At 60.7% G+C, this 16943-nt stretch carries 17 protein-coding genes and 1 pseudogene; 2 read left to right on the forward strand and 16 right to left on the reverse strand.

Translation table 11 applies throughout. The annotated features are described in order from the left end of the window. Positions 1–84: 84 nt before the first annotated feature. From SINAR_RS0132255 to SINAR_RS0132280, 6 genes are all read right to left on the reverse strand, one after another. Entirely contained in the window at positions 85–861 is a 777-nt protein-coding gene (locus SINAR_RS0132255) for an amino acid ABC transporter ATP-binding protein (RefSeq protein ID WP_028002854.1), read from the reverse strand. A gap of 26 nt (positions 862–887) precedes the next feature. Continuing rightward, complete coding sequence (locus tag SINAR_RS0132260) at positions 888–2177, reverse strand: amino acid ABC transporter permease (protein WP_033058307.1); 1290 nt, start codon at positions 2175–2177, stop codon at positions 888–890. 1 nt (position 2178) lies between these two features. Continuing rightward, a complete protein-coding gene (locus tag SINAR_RS0132265) occupies positions 2179–3432 on the reverse strand; it encodes an amino acid ABC transporter permease (RefSeq protein ID WP_028002856.1) in 1254 nt (417 codons plus the stop codon). A 112-nt stretch (positions 3433–3544) separates the two neighbouring features. Then, positions 3545–4561, reverse strand: a complete 1017-nt coding sequence (locus SINAR_RS0132270; protein WP_028002857.1) for an amino acid ABC transporter substrate-binding protein — start codon at positions 4559–4561, stop codon at positions 3545–3547. Between the two features lie 114 nt (positions 4562–4675). Continuing rightward, complete coding sequence (locus SINAR_RS0132275; protein ID WP_028002858.1) at positions 4676–5143, reverse strand: RidA family protein; 468 nt, start codon at positions 5141–5143, stop codon at positions 4676–4678. A 12-nt stretch (positions 5144–5155) separates the two neighbouring features. Next, positions 5156–6394: a MalY/PatB family protein gene (locus SINAR_RS0132280; protein WP_028002859.1), complete on the reverse strand. Its 1239-nt coding sequence runs from the start codon at positions 6392–6394 to the stop codon at positions 5156–5158. Positions 6395–6510: 116 nt separating this feature from the next. Between SINAR_RS0132280 and SINAR_RS0132285 the strand changes: the two genes are divergently transcribed. Further along, positions 6511–7410 (forward strand): LysR family transcriptional regulator, encoded by a 900-nt coding sequence (locus SINAR_RS0132285; RefSeq protein ID WP_028002860.1) that lies wholly within the window; start codon positions 6511–6513, stop codon positions 7408–7410. A gap of 8 nt (positions 7411–7418) precedes the next feature. Here the strand turns inward: SINAR_RS0132285 and SINAR_RS01000000134490 are convergent, their stop codons facing one another. From SINAR_RS01000000134490 to SINAR_RS0132330, 9 genes are all read right to left on the reverse strand, one after another. Beyond that, positions 7419–8186, reverse strand: coding sequence for an alpha/beta hydrolase (locus tag SINAR_RS01000000134490; protein ID WP_158500214.1), 768 nt, complete (start codon positions 8184–8186; stop codon positions 7419–7421). Positions 8187–8469: 283 nt separating this feature from the next. Continuing rightward, positions 8470–9696, reverse strand: a complete 1227-nt coding sequence (locus SINAR_RS0132295) for an MFS transporter (RefSeq protein WP_050577645.1) — start codon at positions 9694–9696, stop codon at positions 8470–8472. A gap of 40 nt (positions 9697–9736) precedes the next feature. Beyond that, positions 9737–10417 (reverse strand): cupin domain-containing protein, encoded by a 681-nt coding sequence (locus tag SINAR_RS0132300; protein WP_028002862.1) that lies wholly within the window; start codon positions 10415–10417, stop codon positions 9737–9739. Further along, entirely contained in the window at positions 10404–11444 is a 1041-nt protein-coding gene (locus tag SINAR_RS0132305; protein WP_028002863.1) for an alcohol dehydrogenase catalytic domain-containing protein, read from the reverse strand. The genes SINAR_RS0132300 and SINAR_RS0132305 overlap by 14 nt, the downstream gene beginning before the upstream one ends. A gap of 13 nt (positions 11445–11457) precedes the next feature. After that, on the reverse strand, positions 11458–12612 hold the full coding sequence (locus tag SINAR_RS0132310) for a flavin monoamine oxidase family protein (protein WP_028002864.1): 1155 nt from the start codon (positions 12610–12612) through the stop codon (positions 11458–11460). 42 nt (positions 12613–12654) lie between these two features. Continuing rightward, the gene (locus SINAR_RS0132315) at positions 12655–12936 is read right to left on the reverse strand and encodes a hypothetical protein (RefSeq protein ID WP_028002865.1); all 282 of its coding nucleotides are present in this window, start codon (positions 12934–12936) and stop codon (positions 12655–12657) included. A gap of 219 nt (positions 12937–13155) precedes the next feature. After that, positions 13156–14073: a transcriptional regulator GcvA gene (gcvA, locus tag SINAR_RS0132320; protein WP_028002866.1), complete on the reverse strand. Its 918-nt coding sequence runs from the start codon at positions 14071–14073 to the stop codon at positions 13156–13158. Positions 14074–14389: 316 nt separating this feature from the next. Next, positions 14390–15034, reverse strand: coding sequence for an SDR family oxidoreductase (locus tag SINAR_RS0132325; protein ID WP_028002867.1), 645 nt, complete (start codon positions 15032–15034; stop codon positions 14390–14392). A gap of 20 nt (positions 15035–15054) precedes the next feature. Next, the gene (locus tag SINAR_RS0132330; RefSeq protein WP_028002868.1) at positions 15055–15672 is read right to left on the reverse strand and encodes an FMN-dependent NADH-azoreductase; all 618 of its coding nucleotides are present in this window, start codon (positions 15670–15672) and stop codon (positions 15055–15057) included. Positions 15673–15759: 87 nt separating this feature from the next. Between SINAR_RS0132330 and SINAR_RS0132335 the strand changes: the two genes are divergently transcribed. Further along, entirely contained in the window at positions 15760–16137 is a 378-nt protein-coding gene (locus tag SINAR_RS0132335) for a winged helix-turn-helix transcriptional regulator (RefSeq protein WP_028002869.1), read from the forward strand. 158 nt (positions 16138–16295) lie between these two features. Here the strand turns inward: SINAR_RS0132335 and SINAR_RS1000000138385 are convergent. Next, a pseudogene (locus SINAR_RS1000000138385) lies at positions 16296–16766 on the reverse strand (NUDIX hydrolase). Between the last annotated feature and the right edge of the window lie 177 nt (positions 16767–16943).

Here is a 16943-nt window from a genome sequence, read left to right on the forward strand (position 1 = left end):
GATTTCTATGCCAATAAGCGGCATTTTTTCATGGATGCATGAGTACAGTTCATAATGCTCGGCAAATTCCCGCGGATCCCTAATTCAGCGCCCAAGGATTTGGCCAAGAAACTTTCGCGTGCGCTCGGACGCCGGAGCACTGAAGAATGCCTTCGGTTCGTTTTGCTCCACGATCTGGCCTTGATCCATGAAGATCACCCGGTCGGCGACGGCCTGGGCAAATCCCATCTCATGCGTCACGCAGAGCATCGTCATGCCGTCTTCGGCCAATGCGATCATCGTGTCGAGCACCTCCTTGATCATCTCCGGATCGAGCGCCGAGGTCGGCTCGTCGAACAGCATGATCTTCGGCTTCATGCAGAGCGAGCGCGCGATCGCCACCCGCTGCTGCTGGCCGCCCGAAAGCTGGCCCGGATATTTCTGCGCTTGATCCGGTATTTTCACCTTCTCGAGGAAATGCATGGCCAGTTCCCTCGCTTGCTTTTCCGGCACCTTGCGGACCCAGACCGGGGCGAGCATGCAGTTCTGCAGGATTGTCAGGTGCGGAAAGAGATTGAAGTGCTGGAACACCATGCCGACTTCGCGGCGCACTTCGTCGATCTTCTTAAGGTCGCTGGTCAGTTCGATGCCGTCAACGACGATCTTGCCGGATTGATGTTCCTCGAGGCGGTTGATGCAGCGGATCATCGTCGACTTACCCGAGCCGGAGGGACCGCAGATAACGATGCGTTCGCCGCGCCGCACCTTGAGATTGATGTCGCGCAGCACGTGGAACTCACCGTACCACTTGTTCATTCCTGTGATCTCGACGGCGACGTCTTGAAGCATGAACCGGTAGTTCTGCGAGGATGCCTGGCTCATCAGTGTCTTGGTCATGCGAATTCCTCCTAACGGTGGTCGGTCTTCAGTCGGCGCTCGAGATGGATCGAGTAACGCGACATGCCGAAGCAGAAGACGAAAAACACCGCCCCGATGAAGATGAAGAGTTCCCAATAGATTCCCTGCCAATCGGTGTTGGCGCGGATGGCCGCGGCAAGGGCGATTGGATCGAGCAAGCCGATGAACATGACGAGCGTCGTGTCCTTGAAGAGACCGATAAAGGAATTGACGATCCCGGGAATGGAGATCTTCAGGGCCTGCGGCAGAATCACCAGACGCTGCGCCTTCCAGTAGTCGAGTCCCAAAGCCTCCGCTGCCTCGTATTGGCCGCGTGGCAGAGCGGCGAGACCGCCGCGAATGACTTCGGCCATGTAGGCGCTGGCAAACAGCGTCACCATGATGACCACCCGCAGGATGAGGTCGAAATTCGTTCCCGGCGGCAGGAAATAGTTGAGCAGCAGAGAGGCGGTGAACAGCAGCGTGATCAGGGGAACACCGCGAATGAACTCAATGAAGGTGACGCTCAGGAGATGAATGAGGGGCAGGCTCGACCGACGACCGAGCGCGAGCAAAATCCCGAGCGGCAATGACAGGGCAATACCTGTCACCCCGATGATGATCGAGAGCAGGAATCCTCCGATCTCCCGCGAGGCGACAGGAGTAAGCGCGATCGGCAACACGTCGTCTGCAAGTGCCGAGACAAGCTGCACCGCATAGGTCCACCATAGAGCCGCGCCAACGGTTGCACTCGCGACAGCGAGACCACGGCTAACCCGGGCCGTCAGATAGAGGAGCCCGGCTGCGACCACGACGCCGCAATAGACCGCGACCGGGAACCACAGGCTGCCGCCCCAGATCAGCCAATAGGCGAAGCCGGGATAGACGGCGCTGAACCAGAGGGCCCGTTGCGGAATTGCGCGGAACAAGATCGGCGCGAGCGCTGCGATCAGCAGCGCGAATGTCAGAACGGGCCGCCAATAGAGGTGCGGCGGATAGAAGCCGAAGAGAAGCTGCGGCCAGCGGTCCCGAATGACGCCCCAGCAGGCGCCGGACGCGCCATCGAGGATCTGGCGACATTCGGCAAGCGAGTTCGCCCGCCAGATGGAGTTTGAAAGCCAGGGCGCAAGCGCCATTGCCATCCACACGACTATAGTCACGGACGCGACGGTCAAAAGCGTGCTGAGCCAGCCGTTGAAGAGGTTTTTTCTGGCCCATTCAGCGACGCCGCCCTGGGCGGCCGGTCGTGGCGATGCGGCTATTATGTCCTGGCGGACCCAGGAGGCATTGTGGATGTTCATCTCAACGCTCCTTCAGCCTGACGCGATTGTTGTAGATGTTCATGGCGCCGGAGATCGTGAGGCTGATCGCGACATAGATCAGCATCATCATGAGCATGCCCTCGAGCTCGCGGCCGGTCTGGTTGATGGTGATGCCGCCGAGCGTGGAGCGCAGGTCCATGTAGCCGACGGCGAGGCCCAGCGAGGTGTTCTTGGTGATGTTGAGATATTGCGATATCAGCGGCGGAACGATGATCCTGAGTGCCTGCGGCAGGATCACCAGACGCATGGTGCGGCCGGACGAGAGCCCCAGAGCGTGCGCGGCTTCCGATTGCCCGCGGGAGATCGCCAGAATGCCGGAGCGGACATTTTCGGCGATGAACGCGCCGGTATAGACACTGAGACCGATCCAGAGCGCGATGAAGGAATTGCGCAACTGCAGACCGCCTGTGAAGTTCAGGCCCTTCAGCGCGGGATAGTCGAGGTGAAAGCCGATCGCATAAAGCAGCACTACGACTGGCGCGATCAAGATGCACAAGCTCTTCCACCAGGTCACGGGTCGCTCGCCGGTCGCACTCTGGATCTGCTGCGCGTGCTTCAACAAAGCCCAACGTGCCAGAAGCGAAAGCGCGAGCACGGCGAGGATTGCCGCGTAGTTGAGGTCGAAGGATCCAAGGGCACCGGGCGCTTGGCCGAGGCTTCGTGAGAAATCCGGCACGGGCAGATAGATGCCGCGATTGGTAACGGCAATACTGTCCCATAACAGCATGGAGGCCGTCGGGCTTTCGCCGCGAAACGCGTTCGGCGCCGGCATGGCCTCCGACATGACCGCAGCCACGACGATGATCCAGAGGAGCGTCGGGATGTTGCGGAAGCACTCGACATAGACCGTCATCAGCCGGGCAACGATCCAATTGTCGGAAAGCCGGAGAACGCCGGCGAGCACGCCGAGAAATGTGGCCATGACGCAAGCCATCGCTGCAACGATCAGCGTGTTGAGGAGGCCGACCAGGGCCGCGCGGCCATGGGTGCTCGTACTCGAATAGTCAATAGCATGCGGTGCGATGTCGTACCCGGCCTTGCTCCACAGAAAGCTGAACGAGAAGTCTTTTCCGAGAGCCGCGAGATTGCGGATCGTGTTGTCGACGAGCCAGGCTGCGGAAAGAACGAGGATGCAAAATGCTATGACCTGGACTGTCCGGCCTCTGTAGCGGGCATCGTTGAAGAGCATGTTGAGGCGAAGCGGTTGGCGCGGAGCGCCGCTATTCGTGGCCATGCGTAATCTCCCTGAAGAGCCGCTCGGCGACCTTCGGCACGAAATCGGATGCGGTAGAGGTGAACGGGACGAAAAGGAAAGGCGCGGGACTGGCCCGCGCCCGATGGTCACCTCAGCGAAGCGGCAGACCGTACATCAGTCCGCCGTCAGTCCAGACCGCATTGAGGCCGCGAGGCAGTGCAATCGGCGTCTTGTCGCCGAGGTTCCTCGCAAAGATCTCTCCGTAGTTGCCCTCGGCTGCGATTGCACGCTTTGCCCACTCGGCGTCGAGGCCCAGCATCTCGCCCAGCTTGTCTTCCTTGCCCAGCAGGCGATTGACGTCCGGATTGTCGGAGCCGGCGGAAAGTTTCTCGACGTTCTCAGCGGTGATTCCGAGTTCTTCGGCTGATATCAACGCGTTCAGGGTCCAGCGCGCGACGTCTGCCCACTGATCGTCGCCCTGGCGCACCAGCGGACCCAAAGGTTCCTTCGAGATCACTTCCGGAAGGATGATGTGATGCTCAGGGTTCTTGAAGCTCGAACGGGTGGAAGCGAGGTCGGAGCCGTCGGACGTATAGACGTCACAGCCGCCGGCGAGATATTTCTGCTGGACGTCGGCATTGTTTTCGACCGGCACCGGTTCGTACTTCATGTTGTTCTTGCGGAAATATTCCGCGAGATTGAGCTCGGTGGTCGTGCCGGTCTGAATGCAGACCGTAGCGCCATCGAGATCCTTTGCGCTCTTGATGCCGAGCGATTTCGGCACCATGAACGCCTGGCCGTCATAGTAGTTTACGCCGGCGAAGGTGAATTTGAGGTCGACGTCACGAGAGAAGGTCCACGTCGTGGTGCGCGAGAGAATGTCGATTTCACCGGAGGCAAGCGCGGTGAAACGCGTTTGCCCCGTCGTCGGAATGAAATTGACCGCGTTCGGATCCTTCAACACCGCTGCGGCGATCGCCCGGCAGTAGTCGACATCCATGCCATGCCACACGCCGGAGGCGTCGGGCGCCGAGAAACCGGCCTGACCGCCGGTAACACCACAGTTCAGCTTGCCGCGCGCCTGTATGTCGGCCATCGTTCCGGCCGTCGCGATGCCTGATGTCAGCGTCGCCGCCGCCACGGCGGCAAGTGCAATCGTCAATTTCATATGCATTCTCCCTGTTTGTGATCCGGCGGCGGTGGCTTTTGCCTTTTCCCGCCAACCGGATCGGTTGAGTTCCCGAATAGACGTGACCGTCGGCGACGCCGCCGACAGTCACGATTAGTGAGCGATCTCGATGATCGCTTCGATCTCGACCGGTGCATTCATCGGCAGCGCCGCCACCCCAACGGCGGAACGAGCATGCTTGCCGTTGTCGCCAAGGGCTGCGACCAGCAGGTCCGAAGCGCCGTTGGCGACGAGGTGTTGCTCCGTGAACTCCTGAGCCGAGGCCACGAAGACCGTGATCTTGACGACCCTTGCAATCCTCTCGAGGCTGCCGAGATGAGCTTCGGCCTGAGCAAGAATGTTCAAGGCGCATTGCCTGGCAGCGAGCGCTCCCGCGGCGACGTCGAGATCCCGTCCAAGCAGCCCCGTGGCGGTCAACTTGCCGTCGGCGAGCGGCAGCTGGCCGGAGGTCAGGACGAGGTTTCCGCTCGCCATGACCGGCAGATAATTGGCGACTGATTTGGCCGCCGCCGGCAGCTCGAGATTGAGTTCAGCCAGGCGGCCCCGGATCGTCTGTGACATCGGTTCCTCCTCTTAGATTTCTGCGACGGCGGAGGTGATGCGCCGGATTGCCTCATCGACTGTCGCGCGCGGGCAGCCGAGATTCACGCGCATGAAGCCATGGCCTTCGATCCCGAACTTCTGTCCCTTGTCGAGCCAGACGCGGGCCTTGGTCAGCATGAACTTGTTGAGCGCTTCGGCATCCATGCCGAGAGCGCGGCAGTCCATCCATGCGAGATAGAGGGAGTCCGTCGGCAGGACCTTCAGGCGCGGATCGGCTTCGTTGACCGTCCTGGCAAAATGCGCGTGATTTGCCCTGAGATAATCGAGCATCTCCTCGAGCCACGGCTCGCCATGCGCATATGCCGCTTCTGCCGCGACCATCCCCAGCACGTTGACCAGTTCGAAGACGTTGCGCTCATACTGGCGGCGCAACTCCTCCCTGAGCTTCTTGTTCGGCACGAAGACATTGGCGCTCTGCAGACCGGGCAAATTGAAGGTCTTGCTAGGCGCGGTGCAGGTGATGCTGTTCTGAGCGAATTCTTCGCCGAGCGACGCGAAGGGGATGTGCTTCTTCTGCGGATTGAGGATCAGATCCTCGTGGATCTCGTCGGAAATCACGAGCACGCCGTGGCGGGCGCAGATTTCGCCCATTGTCCGCAACTCGTCCTCCGACCAGACATTGCCGGTCGGATTATGCGGGTGGCTGAGGATAAAGATCTTCGTGTTGGGACGAATGGCCTCCTCAAAGGCCTTCTCGTTGAACAGGTAACCGTCGCCTGTGAATTCCAGAGGCGCGCAGGCGAGGTGCCGGCCGTTCAGCAGCACGTCGTTGTGGAAATGTGCATAGACCGGCGGCTGGATCAGGACGCTGTCACCCGGCGCGGAAAAAGCCTGCACCGCCGTCTTCAGCGTCGTGATGATGCCCGAGGTCTGGAGGATCCACTCCTTGGCAACGTCCCAGCCGAAACGCCGCTGCTGCCAGCCGACGACAGCATCGAGGTAGGATGATGTTGCGCCGCCCGGATAACCGAACACACCGTGATCTACGGCCTCGTGAAGCGCATCGATGACGGCTTGCGGCGCCTTGAAGTCGGTATCGGCGACCCACATCGGCAAGGGATCGGCGGCTGCTTCGTCGGGCGACAGCAGTTTTTCGGCATAGGCCCACTTCATCGAATTGCTGTTCTTGCGGTCGATGACCTCGTCGAAGATCGAAGAGTCCGGGGCATCGTCGGCTTGCCGATGGTGGGCAGTTGCGAGCTTCGTCACTGCGATATCCTTTCGTCCGTCCAGGCTCTCCAGCCTGCTTGTTGACGAAAAGCTTAGCGGCGCTGCATTATGAGCGGAAATGGTATGTTTTCATCCATTCATGAGGCTGGGTCATAATGATCGATCGACAACATCTGGCAATTCTGCGGGAGGTCAGCCGTCGCGGCAGCGTCACGGCCGCCGCCGAGAAACTGAACGTCACGCAATCGGCGCTCAGCCATACCGTTGCGAAGTTTGAAGAACGGCACGGGATCAAGATCTGGATGAAAACCGGCCGCGGCCTGCGCCTGACGCAGACCGGCGAGTATCTGCTTAGCGTTGCCGAGCGGGTCCTGCCGCAGATGGAGCACGCGGAGCGGGTGCTGAACGACTTCGCTGTCGGCCGGCGGGGAGCGCTGCGCGTCGGCATGGAATGCCATCCCTGCCAACGCTGGCTGTCGCGCATTGCTACACCCTATTTGACCCGTTGGCCGGATGTCGACTTCGACGTTCGGACAGCCTTTCGCTTCGATGGTGTCGAAGCGCTTCTGGGCTATGAGATCGACCTCCTCATCACCCCGGATCCAGTGGAAGCGACGGACCTCATCTTCACGCCGGTCTTCGACTACGAGCTTGTCCTGATGGTGCATGAGTCGCATCCCCTCGCCAGTCGAGCGAGCGTGCAGCCTCAGGATCTCATCGACGAGGAACTGATCACCGTGCCGGTCACTCTGGAACGCCTGGACATCTACACACAGTTTCTCGTCCCCGCACATTGTCGGCCACGCCAGCATCGCACCGCCGAAACCATCGACCTCATGCTGCAACTCGTTTGCGCGGGCAGGGGCGTGACGGTGCTCCCGGACTGGCTGCTCAATGAGGATGCCGCCGGTTTGCCAATCCGGGCCCTGCGGCTCGGCGAGGCCGGCATTGAGAAGAGCATCAATCTCGGCGTGCGACGAGGCGAGGAGGCGATCTCCTACATCGACGGCTTTCTGAAGCTCGCGAGCGAGATGGGACGTTCGCCGCTGCCCTGATGGCAAAGCTAGTCTGCGAGCGTGGCCCTGAGCCCCCAGGCAAATCCCGGCCTCACGGAGCTGATGTGATCCTTTCCAGGGATCACGGTCGAGACGATTTCGAGACCCTTGTACCGACGTGAGCGAAGCCGCTCCTCAAACTTCTGCATGCCGGCAATCATGTCGCGGGTTTTTCCCTTGCGTGCAGGGTCGTAGCGGGATGTCTCAAGGCCGCCGGCGTAGAGGAGTACCGTCGCATTAAGCTGGCGTTGGCGCTGAGCGATACCTGCTTCGAGGCCGAAAATCGCCTCGTCGCCAAACCAGAAGGAGGGGCTGCCGAGAATGTAGGTCTGAAAGAGGGACGGCTCTGTGAAAAGAATGTGAGCGCCCAACAGTCCTCCATAAGAATGGCCCCAGAAGATGCGCTTGTCGGGCGCGATGCGGTAATGCTCCTCGACATAGCGGATGACAACACCCCGCACATATCGCTGATAGCCAGCAGCCCCTCCATACACCTTGCCGCTCCCGGAAAGAGGCGAGGGCGTGTAATCCCGCTGCCGGCTGTCCTCTAAGTTTTCACCGAGTGCGTAGGAGAGACCCACGACGACCACTGGGCCGATGGCCTTGTTCTCTTGTAGCATTCGGGCGTCGCAGCTCAGCTTCGGAAAAGCACGGCCGCCATCGGCGATTATTATGAGCGGATAGCTCGTTAGAGTATCCACCGAGTAGCCAGCTGGCAGGCTGACATAGATCTCATATCGCCTGCCCGATACCGGATCGGGCAACTCTATGGTCATGCGCTTGTCTTGCGAGCAAGCGGATCTGGCCTCAGTCCGCGACGAGAGCATTAGGAAAGAAGCGGCCATCAAGATGGTTACGCCAACTCGGGCAATGCGCAGCATGCGTGAGCAACCTCGCTTCGATGAGTATTGAGTTTTCAGAAAGTCAGACGGCTGGTGCGCCATATCGGTGGAGACAGCAGGTCCGAAGACCTTCCAGCACCTTCGAAATGCGTCCACGGTGGCTCGAACAAACTATCCGTAAGCGCCCGCAGATGACCGGCTATCTGGCCGCTTCTCCTCATGCGGTTCTCGGCAAAGTGGCTGCCCGCCACACAAGGGGAACGAGGATGAAAGCCGCGGCCGGGAGCACAAGCCAGTTGACCGTCGTCCACCCGGAACCGTGCAATAGCGATCCGGCGAAGAAGGATGCGCAGGCAACCGTGCCAAAGACCAGGAAGTCGTTCGCGCCCTGAGCCTTGCTGCGCTCGGCCGGCGAGTGGCAGTCTGCGACCATCGCGGTTGCGCCGATGAAGCCGAAATTCCAGCCGACGCCCAAGAGGATCAGCGCGCCCCAGAAATGCGCGAAATCCAGACCGCCGAGCGCGATCAGCGCCGATGCCCCGATCAGAATAAGGCCTACCGCGGCAACCCGCTCCTTGCCGAAGCGCGCCATCAGCCGACCGGTCATAAAGCTCGGCCCGAACATGGACAGCACGTGCCACTGGATTCCGAGCGCGGCCGAGTCGACCGAATGGCCATGTCCGACCATCGGTGCGGCCGTCATGACGAAGGTCATGAGCCCGTAGGAGACGACGCCGGTAGCGACCGCCAGGAGGTAACGGGGCGAGCGAAGAATTTCCCAAAGCGTCCGCCCGCCGGCGATCTCCGAATGACTGTTTGCAGAAGGCCGCGGTCGGCGCAGGCAGAGCAGGATCGGGATCGCGAGCGCGGCAAGAGCTGCCTGGCTTAAGAAACTCCCTGCGAAGGCGTGTGCGGGGAGTGCCTCGCGCGTCCAGATGACCAGTTGCGGGCCGATGATCGCCGCGATAAGGCCGCCCACCATCACGCGGGAAATAGCTCGGTCGCGGTCAGCTCCTTCAAGGCCGTCCGTCACGGCGAAACGGTAGCTCTGTACGTAAGCCGTGTAGAAGCCCGCAAGGAAGGTGCCGATACAGAAGACGAGGAAGCTCGCCTGGACTATTCCCGTGGTTGCGATGAGCCCGGCGGCGACGCCGAGCGTGGCACCCACGACATAGCCGGTCCGACGGACGAAGCGGCGCATCATGGCCGCAGCAGGCAGGGTGCCCACCGCAAGTCCGAGGTTCAGCAGGCTGACCGGCAAGGTGGCGGCTTGAGGATCGGACGCCAGTTGTTGACCGACGAGCCCGCCCAGCGAGATGATGATCGGCGAGTTTGCTCCACCGAGAGACTGGGCTGCCGTCAACACCCAAACATTCCTCGCGGCGATTTCATGCGATTCCGGCACAACTGTCCCGTTGCGGAGCGTCGGGTCGACAATCCCCATAATTCGAGCGTCCTTTCACCTTCCTGGAAATGCAAGTGGATCAGGCTGGCATCTGCAGCACGTCGGGGTGCTGGAGCGGCGCATCCTTGATCCAGATCTCGGCACCCGCCGGCCCTGTCACCGCCTCGAACCGCTCCCGTTGAGGCAATCGAAGCCAGCTCTGGGGCTCCAATGTCTCGCCCCGAACCGTCAGATTGCCGGCAAGGACGAGAATCTCCAGGCCGCGCGGGTTTCCCACAGTGACAGTGGAACCCGGGCGCCAGCTTTCGATCGAAACGCGTTCCTGTCCGTCGTCGAACAAAATACGCGCGGCTTCGACCCCTTCACGCAGTGCAGCGGCCTCACCCTCGCCGGGCTGGCGGACGATTTGCGTTTCGTCACCCTCGCGAAACTGCCAGAGACGCACGAAGATCGTGCAGCCGTCTTTCGACGCGGGAACATGCGAGGTGCCGGGTGGATTGCGAAAATAGGTCCCTGCTGGATAGTCGCCGTGCTCGTCCTGGAAGGTGCCTTCGAGTACGAGAACTTCCTCGCCGCCGGAATGGACATGGCGGGGGAAGGCACTTCCGGGCGCGTAGCGCACGATCGAGGTGGCGCGCGCCACTTCGCCGCCGATGCGGTAGAGCATCCGGCGATCAACGCCGGCCGACGGGCTCGGAATCCAGTCGAGTTTTGCCGAGTGAACGATCACGGGTTTGGTCAGGTCTTCATTGATACGCATTGGTCTGGTCTCCCATCGTCAGCACGACCCGGAAGTTCGCCTCGCCGGATCTCATCTTTTGAACAGCTTCCTGGGCGCGTTCCAGCGGCATGGTTTCGATCCGCGGCCGCACGCCCGTGAGCACGCTGAAGTCCAACGTCTTCTCGTTCTCGAACGGAGAGCCGGTGATCGAGCCGATCACAGCGCGTTCGGCCCCCACTAGGTAGCCGGTCGATACCGGCAGCGGATCCTTGCCGACGCCGAGCACGATCAGTCGACCTCCCGGCGCAAGCGCGGGCATCAGAGCGGTGACGGCCATCGGATTGGCGGTCGTGGTCAGGATCGCTTTAGCGCCGCCCATCGCGTTGATTGCATCCGCTGGGTTTTCCCTGATCGTGTCGATGTAGCGATGCGCTCCGAGCCTTGTCGCTTCCTCGGCGATGTCCTCACCACGGCCGACCGCCACGACACGAAATCCCATCTTGCGGGCATATTGCAGGGCCATATGGCCGAGGCCGCCAATGCCGAGAATGGCGACCGTGTCGCCTGCCTCGGCGCCCGACTTCTTCAGCGCATTGAATGTGGCAATGCCGGCGCAGAGGATCGGTGCGGCCTCCGCGGACGAGAGTTCGTCCGGAATGGAGACGAGGCCGGTGGCGCGCGCGATCATCATCTCGGCATAGCCGCCGTCGCAGGAGGATCCGACAACCGGCTGATTGCGGCAGAGATTGAAACGGCCGCGGCGGCATTCGCTGCATTCGTTGCAGTGGCCTCCGAGACGGCCGACGCCGACGCGCTGTCCGATCTTCCAGGTCGACGGCGCGTTTGCACCAACGGCAACCACGCGGCCGACCACTTCGTGGCCGGGAACGCGCGGCGGCTGCAGCGTCGGATCGGCCCTATCTATGTCACTCGCATCCGCGCCACAGATGCCGCAGGCCTCGATGGCAATCAGCACTTCACCCGCGTTTGGTTCAGGCGTTTGCCGCTCAACCAGCTCAAGGTTGCCCGCCGTCGTCACCTGCATGGCTCGATAGGTGGTCTTCATGATGCTTCAATCCCTATGTCCGGGTGTCTTCGGATCGGGCGGCGAACGGGCGCCCTTCGGACCTGTTCAGCTTGCTGATGATTTCGTTCGCGGTTCGGGTGGCAGCTTCGACTGCGCCGGCCAGATAGCCGGGTTCACTGAGGCTGGTTTCGCTGCCCGCCAATGAAATGTAGTCCCGCCATTTTCCATTGACCCATGGCCGTGAGTCGGGACTTATATGGCCACCCGCTTGCCTGTCATCGGCCGTCGCGGTCATCGGGTCGTCCGACCAGTCCTTGAACAACGTCGCCCGCAGTGTAGCGGCCTCTGGCCCGAACAAATGAGCGAGCTGTTGAACCGTAGCCGACACGATCGCATCGCGTCCAGCGGCTGCGCGCCCATCGGCCGGAATGCCGATGAAGCCAAACAGGGCGGCTCGGCCGGAGGCGGTTGTCGCATCGTGGATCTCGACCAACGGCCCCACCATGCTTTGCGCCGTGCCCGAAAGGCCGGCGTCGCGCCAGAACGGGCGATCGTAGAGCGCGAAGAACTTTGCATGTGGCGCCATCCAGGTCGGGGTCCGCCGCCATCGCTCGGATGTCGCGAAGTCGAGCGCGGGCGAAAACAAGACTTTTGCCTCGAGCAGACGCGGCGGCAGTGCGAACAGAACATGCGACGCCCGGTGCTTATGGGATGTTCCGCTCGCGTCGACGTACCGCACAACGACGTCTTGGCCCTCGAGCGAGAAATGCGTCACCCGCGCACTGAGTTGAATGCTTTGTGCGGGCAGGCTGTCGGCAAGCGCCGTTATGATCGCACTCGTGCCACCGACGAGCCGCATTGACTGTGGTTCCTGTCGCATCCCGCGATAGCGCTGAGGAGCTTCGCGGGACATCCGATGAATGATCACGTCGCCGTCGCCGTTCTGCTCGAAGTAGTGAAGCCCGAGATGATGGACGAAGTCGCTGAGCGCTGGCTGCATGTCGGGCCAGAACCACGACGCACCAAGATCGAAGCCGTCACCCGATGGTTCACCGGTGGCGTCGACCGACAGAATTCGGCCGCCCAGGCGTTCGCGGGCCTCAAGAAGCTTGAATTCGACACCGGCTCGATGGAGGAGACGAGCGGCGGTCAGGCCAGCTAGCCCGCCGCCAACGATCAGAATGGTTTGTGACGCGGATGTGCTCATCGTGAAGACCAGGGACCGGCGGTCCGGTCCTTCCCCTGTAGCTTAGGCCACGGCGTAGATGCGGATTTCCGGTGCAACTGCCAAAAGCGGCTTGAGCCCGGCCAAAACATTCTCGGTGAACAGCGCGCTCTCGAGATAGGCTTTTGCGTCCTCGACGCTGTTGAAGCCGTGGAGCACCTGGACGTCATCGTCCCGCACGAGAAGCTCCTTGGATATTGCGCCGGCGATCTGGGAGAGGAACGGCTGCTTGTACTTTTGATAGACGCCTACCGCAGCACGGCGGTTTTCGGGGGCAATCTGCAGCGTGATTTCCAGATAGGCCATGATCGTCCTCTTGAGCGTAGCTTCGTGTTCGATGCGCCGGATTGCCGGCGGATCATCCCTAACGAGCGCGTCCGGGATGGTTATCGAAGCGCCAGTTACGGTGATTGAGTGCCGCTTGAGGGACGTTCTGACAAATGAGAGTTTCTTGGGTGCGGCGAAGAAAGTCTTTGCCGTCCTGGCCTATGTCGCCTGCTGCATGGCAGAATCGCTCGAGCCCTGTCAGGCTTGGAGCGCCTCTTCCATCAGCCAATCCCGGAAGGTCCGAAGCTTGGGAAGCGACGAATATTCTTCCCGATAGACCACATAATAAGCCAGTCGCGACGAGACCTGAATCTCGGGAAAGAGCCGCTGCAGCCGACCCGCCGCCAGATCGTCGTGCGCCAGGATGCTGCGGGCCAGCGCCACGCCGCGCCCTTCGATCGCGGCCTGGAGCACCGCCGCCGAATTGTCGATTCTCATGCCCCTTTGTGCCTGGCCCTCGCGCACCCCGGCTGCGCGCAGCCACATGTCCCAGGTGATGAAACCAATTGCTGGATCGACGGAGAGGTCGTGGATGAGTGTGGTCCGCGTCAGATCGGCCGGTTCGGCAAAACTGCTCGAATCGGTGAAACTGGGGGAGCAGACCGGGAAGATCTCCTCTTCCATCAGTTTTTCCGAAACAAGGCCCGGCCAGGTGCCGTCGCCATACCGCACGCCGACATCGATGCCATGGGCCTTGTAGTCGACGAGCCTCAAACTCGTCTCGAGCCGAATGTCGGTGTCCGGACATCTGGTTTGAAAGCGATCGATGCGCGGTAGCAGCCATTTGGCGGCGAAAGCGGGGCTGACGGTCACGTTGAGGATGCCGCCGGTCGCGGACTCGCGAAGCCGATCCAGGCCCATGCCCAGCCGGTCCAAGCCTGCACGGATGTCCGGCAACGCGCGCTCCGCGTTTTCCGTCAGGGTGAGGCGGGCTTTGCCGGTGGTGCTGCGATTAAACAGCGGCATGCCCAGCCATTCTTCAAGTCCACGCACCATCTGCCCTACGGCAGCGGCGGTGACATTGAGCTCTTCGCCTGCGCCCGAAAAACTCCCGTGGCGCGCACTCGCTTCAAAAGCACGAAGGGCGTTGAGATAGACTGGCGATTTTCTATTCAAGGCAGCATTCTCTTACGGGAAGCGAGGAGGATGGAGTGCAACAACACTAAATAAGCTACCCGCTTCTTGTCATCCAGCAGATTGGTCCGGAGAGCACGAGATATGTATCCAAAGGGCTCTTAGCGTCGGCGGTGGTTAAACGAGACACTTGTCTCGCGGGCTTCGGCTTGGACTTGGACGCTGGCTCCCTCGCACGCATCGAGCCGTTCCCAATGATGAGGCAGATCAGGCGACAGGAAGCGGTGGACCTGAAGCGCGTCGCCATCGTCAGCATCGATGTTCATGTTGCCAGCACACGATCAGCTTCCATGTCGGTTTACGAATGGTCGGCAATGCCAGGAGCGGCCCGCACAAACTCTCTATTCGAGACTTGATCAAAAAGAAACTTCGCCAGATGTCCCCTGGACAGCTTCATGCCGAGCTTTGTCCTTCCGTAGGAACCAACCGCTAAGCCGCCGTCGACGGGACCTTCCTTCAGGAACGGAATGCGCACCAGAGTCCAGTCGAGGCCGGAGCCTGCAATCAATTCGCCGGTCGCCTTGATGTCGTCGTAGGAACTCCGTGCGATCACCTTGAACAGCATCACCAAAGCCTTCGATTTCAAGTCGAAGCCATCTTTTGGATCGCGGTAGCTTGCGGTCGAGACCTGAATAAGTCGCCGGATATTCAGCTCGTCCATGACCGAAATCACGTTGCGCAGACCATTCATGACGGGCCGTGGCTCTTGCGTCTTGGCACCGTTCGGGCCAAGGGCGCTGATCACGGCATCGGAACCGGTGATGGTTCTCCTGATCGCCTCCCGATTCTTGAGGTCGCCGGTGATGATCTCAATCTTGCTGGCATAGTCCGACAGCTTGGCCGCCTCGCGGGTGTAGGCAGAGAGTTCGTATCCCCGCCGAAGACCTTCTTCGATGATGTATTTTCCGGTGGGTCCTGTTGACCCGAAAAGTGCAATCTTCATCTTGACGCCTCCGGAAACAATCAGGCGGCGCGTTCCAGCGCAGCTCGGATCGTTGCTTCGGTGGAGGCAATGGCAGCCATGGCTCGGTCCGGGCTCATGAGCGTTCCTTCCACCCGGATCACTTCGATATCCCTCAGTCCGATGAAACCGAGAAGGTGAGTGAGGTAGCCGGTCTGGAAATCGAATGGGGCATTCCTGCCTTCCGAAAAGACGCCGCCGGTTGCCGTCACGAGATAAACTTTCTTGCTAGGTAGCAGTCCCATCGGGCCAGTTGCGTCGTAGCGGAAGGTAACGCCGGGCCAGGTGATATAATCGAACCAGGCCTTGAGCTGCGTCGGCGGGCCGAAGTTGATCATGCCCCAGCCAATGACGATCACATCGGCGGCTTGAATCTCGTCGACGAGGCTTTGGGCGAGATCGACGGCTTCGATCTGTTCGGGGGTGCGTGCCTCGGGCGGCGCAATACGGCCATCGATGTAGGCCGCCGTGACATGCGGCAGCGGTACTGCGCCAAGATCGCGTTCGATTATTGCGCCGCCAGATCGAGCGCTGAGACTCTCAGCAATGTCACGGGCAAATCGGGTGGAAAGGCTTTGAGGTCCGCGTGGGCTCGAGGTGATGAGGAGGATGTTGGTCATGTTTGCTCCTTGGGAGAATAGGGTGGTATCAATTTGTGACCAACACTATTAATGTTCCCGACGAGCAATCCGCAAGAAGGCACTTTCATGACACTCAGTAACATGGATTTTCCTACCCCCAGCAAAGACGCCGACTGCCGTGTCGTGCGGGAAATCCTCGATCGCATCGCCGATAAGTGGAGTCTGTACATCTTCGTGGCGCTCAGGGATGGGCCGGTCCGCTTCAATGAATTGCGACGGCAGATCGACGGCATCTCGCAGCGGATGCTCACGATCACGCTTCGTCAGTTGGAGCGGGACGGTTTGATCAGTCGAACCCTTTTTCCGACAATCCCGCCGCGCGTGGATTACGAACTGACCGCTGTCGGAAGAACGCTCCTCGCGCCGGTTATGGCCTTGGTAACCTGGGCAGATTCAAATCGGGATGTGATCGAGAAGGCGCGCCAACGATACGACGCAAGTTAAATCGAGCCGGCCACTCGAAGGTGAACGTCTGCACGACACACGCAATCGCGCCATTCGCTGCGTTGGACGTCAAGGACCGCAGCGGGCTCGAAGCAGTCTTTGCCTATTGCATCTCAAAACGGCTGCACAGGGTCTCGACGTCCCCTGATCTAGAGAGACTAGATACCCGCCGCTGTTATGAGCAGATGCCGGACCGGCTCGCGCTCGACGAATTCCACCTTCACGTGCCTGAGTACATGGCGCTGCCCCGCAAACGGAACCATGGTCAATGCTTCCTCGAACGAAACCCAGCGAAACTCGCTGTGCTCGTGGTTGATGACAACGATCGCCTAGGAATCCACAAAGCCGACGAAGACCGGCAGCAAGGTGATCGCGTCGCAGTCAGCTTCATAAAACTGCTCGCAAATGTCGGCAGAGTACAATCTATTGCATGCCAGTCCGATCTCTTCCTTCACCTCGCGGAGAGCAGCCTCCCATGCCTTCTCGCCATCCTCGATGGCTCCTGCAACTTGGCACCACTCGCCGACCAGCGTGTGATTCCTGCGAAGAAGCAGGACCTCCGGCTGAGCGTCGACGACGCGCAGGAGTACAACGGACACAACAAAACAACGTGCGGGGATGTCAGCCATTTGTCGCCTCAGGTCTCAAGTGGGAGATATCAGCCAGGGCCATGACAGAACGGCTCATCCAGAAGTCGTCCTGACGCAGGTGCGTGATGTTTCCCTGTTGCGCCGCGAAACTCACATATCCGGCGGCATTCGAGAGGCATCTTGATCCATGCTGGGATGACGAACGCCAACGTAAAG

This window comes from Sinorhizobium arboris LMG 14919 (assembly GCF_000427465.1).
Lineage (GTDB): Bacteria > Pseudomonadota > Alphaproteobacteria > Rhizobiales > Rhizobiaceae > Sinorhizobium > Sinorhizobium arboris.

Bases quoted from the DNA above. Each gene is read 5' to 3' on its own strand.
- SINAR_RS0132255 (WP_028002854.1), bottom strand. From the start codon at position 861: ATGAGCCAGGCATCCTCGCAGAACTACCGGTTCATGCTTCAAGACGTC.
- SINAR_RS0132260 (WP_033058307.1), bottom strand. From the start codon at position 2,177: ATGAACATCCACAATGCCTCCTGGGTCCGCCAGGACATAATAGCCGCA.
- SINAR_RS0132265 (WP_028002856.1), bottom strand. From the start codon at position 3,432: ATGGCCACGAATAGCGGCGCTCCGCGCCAACCGCTTCGCCTCAACATG.
- SINAR_RS0132270 (WP_028002857.1), bottom strand. From the start codon at position 4,561: ATGAAATTGACGATTGCACTTGCCGCCGTGGCGGCGGCGACGCTGACA.
- SINAR_RS0132275 (WP_028002858.1), bottom strand. From the start codon at position 5,143: ATGTCACAGACGATCCGGGGCCGCCTGGCTGAACTCAATCTCGAGCTG.
- SINAR_RS0132285 (WP_028002860.1), top strand. From the start codon at position 6,511: ATGATCGATCGACAACATCTGGCAATTCTGCGGGAGGTCAGCCGTCGC.
- SINAR_RS01000000134490 (WP_158500214.1), bottom strand. From the start codon at position 8,186: ATGACCATAGAGTTGCCCGATCCGGTATCGGGCAGGCGATATGAGATC.
- SINAR_RS0132295 (WP_050577645.1), bottom strand. From the start codon at position 9,696: ATGGGGATTGTCGACCCGACGCTCCGCAACGGGACAGTTGTGCCGGAA.
- SINAR_RS0132300 (WP_028002862.1), bottom strand. From the start codon at position 10,417: ATGCGTATCAATGAAGACCTGACCAAACCCGTGATCGTTCACTCGGCA.
- SINAR_RS0132305 (WP_028002863.1), bottom strand. From the start codon at position 11,444: ATGAAGACCACCTATCGAGCCATGCAGGTGACGACGGCGGGCAACCTT.
- SINAR_RS0132310 (WP_028002864.1), bottom strand. From the start codon at position 12,612: ATGAGCACATCCGCGTCACAAACCATTCTGATCGTTGGCGGCGGGCTA.
- SINAR_RS0132315 (WP_028002865.1), bottom strand. From the start codon at position 12,936: ATGGCCTATCTGGAAATCACGCTGCAGATTGCCCCCGAAAACCGCCGT.
- SINAR_RS0132325 (WP_028002867.1), bottom strand. From the start codon at position 15,034: ATGAAGATTGCACTTTTCGGGTCAACAGGACCCACCGGAAAATACATC.
- SINAR_RS0132330 (WP_028002868.1), bottom strand. From the start codon at position 15,672: ATGACCAACATCCTCCTCATCACCTCGAGCCCACGCGGACCTCAAAGC.
- SINAR_RS0132335 (WP_028002869.1), top strand. From the start codon at position 15,760: ATGACACTCAGTAACATGGATTTTCCTACCCCCAGCAAAGACGCCGAC.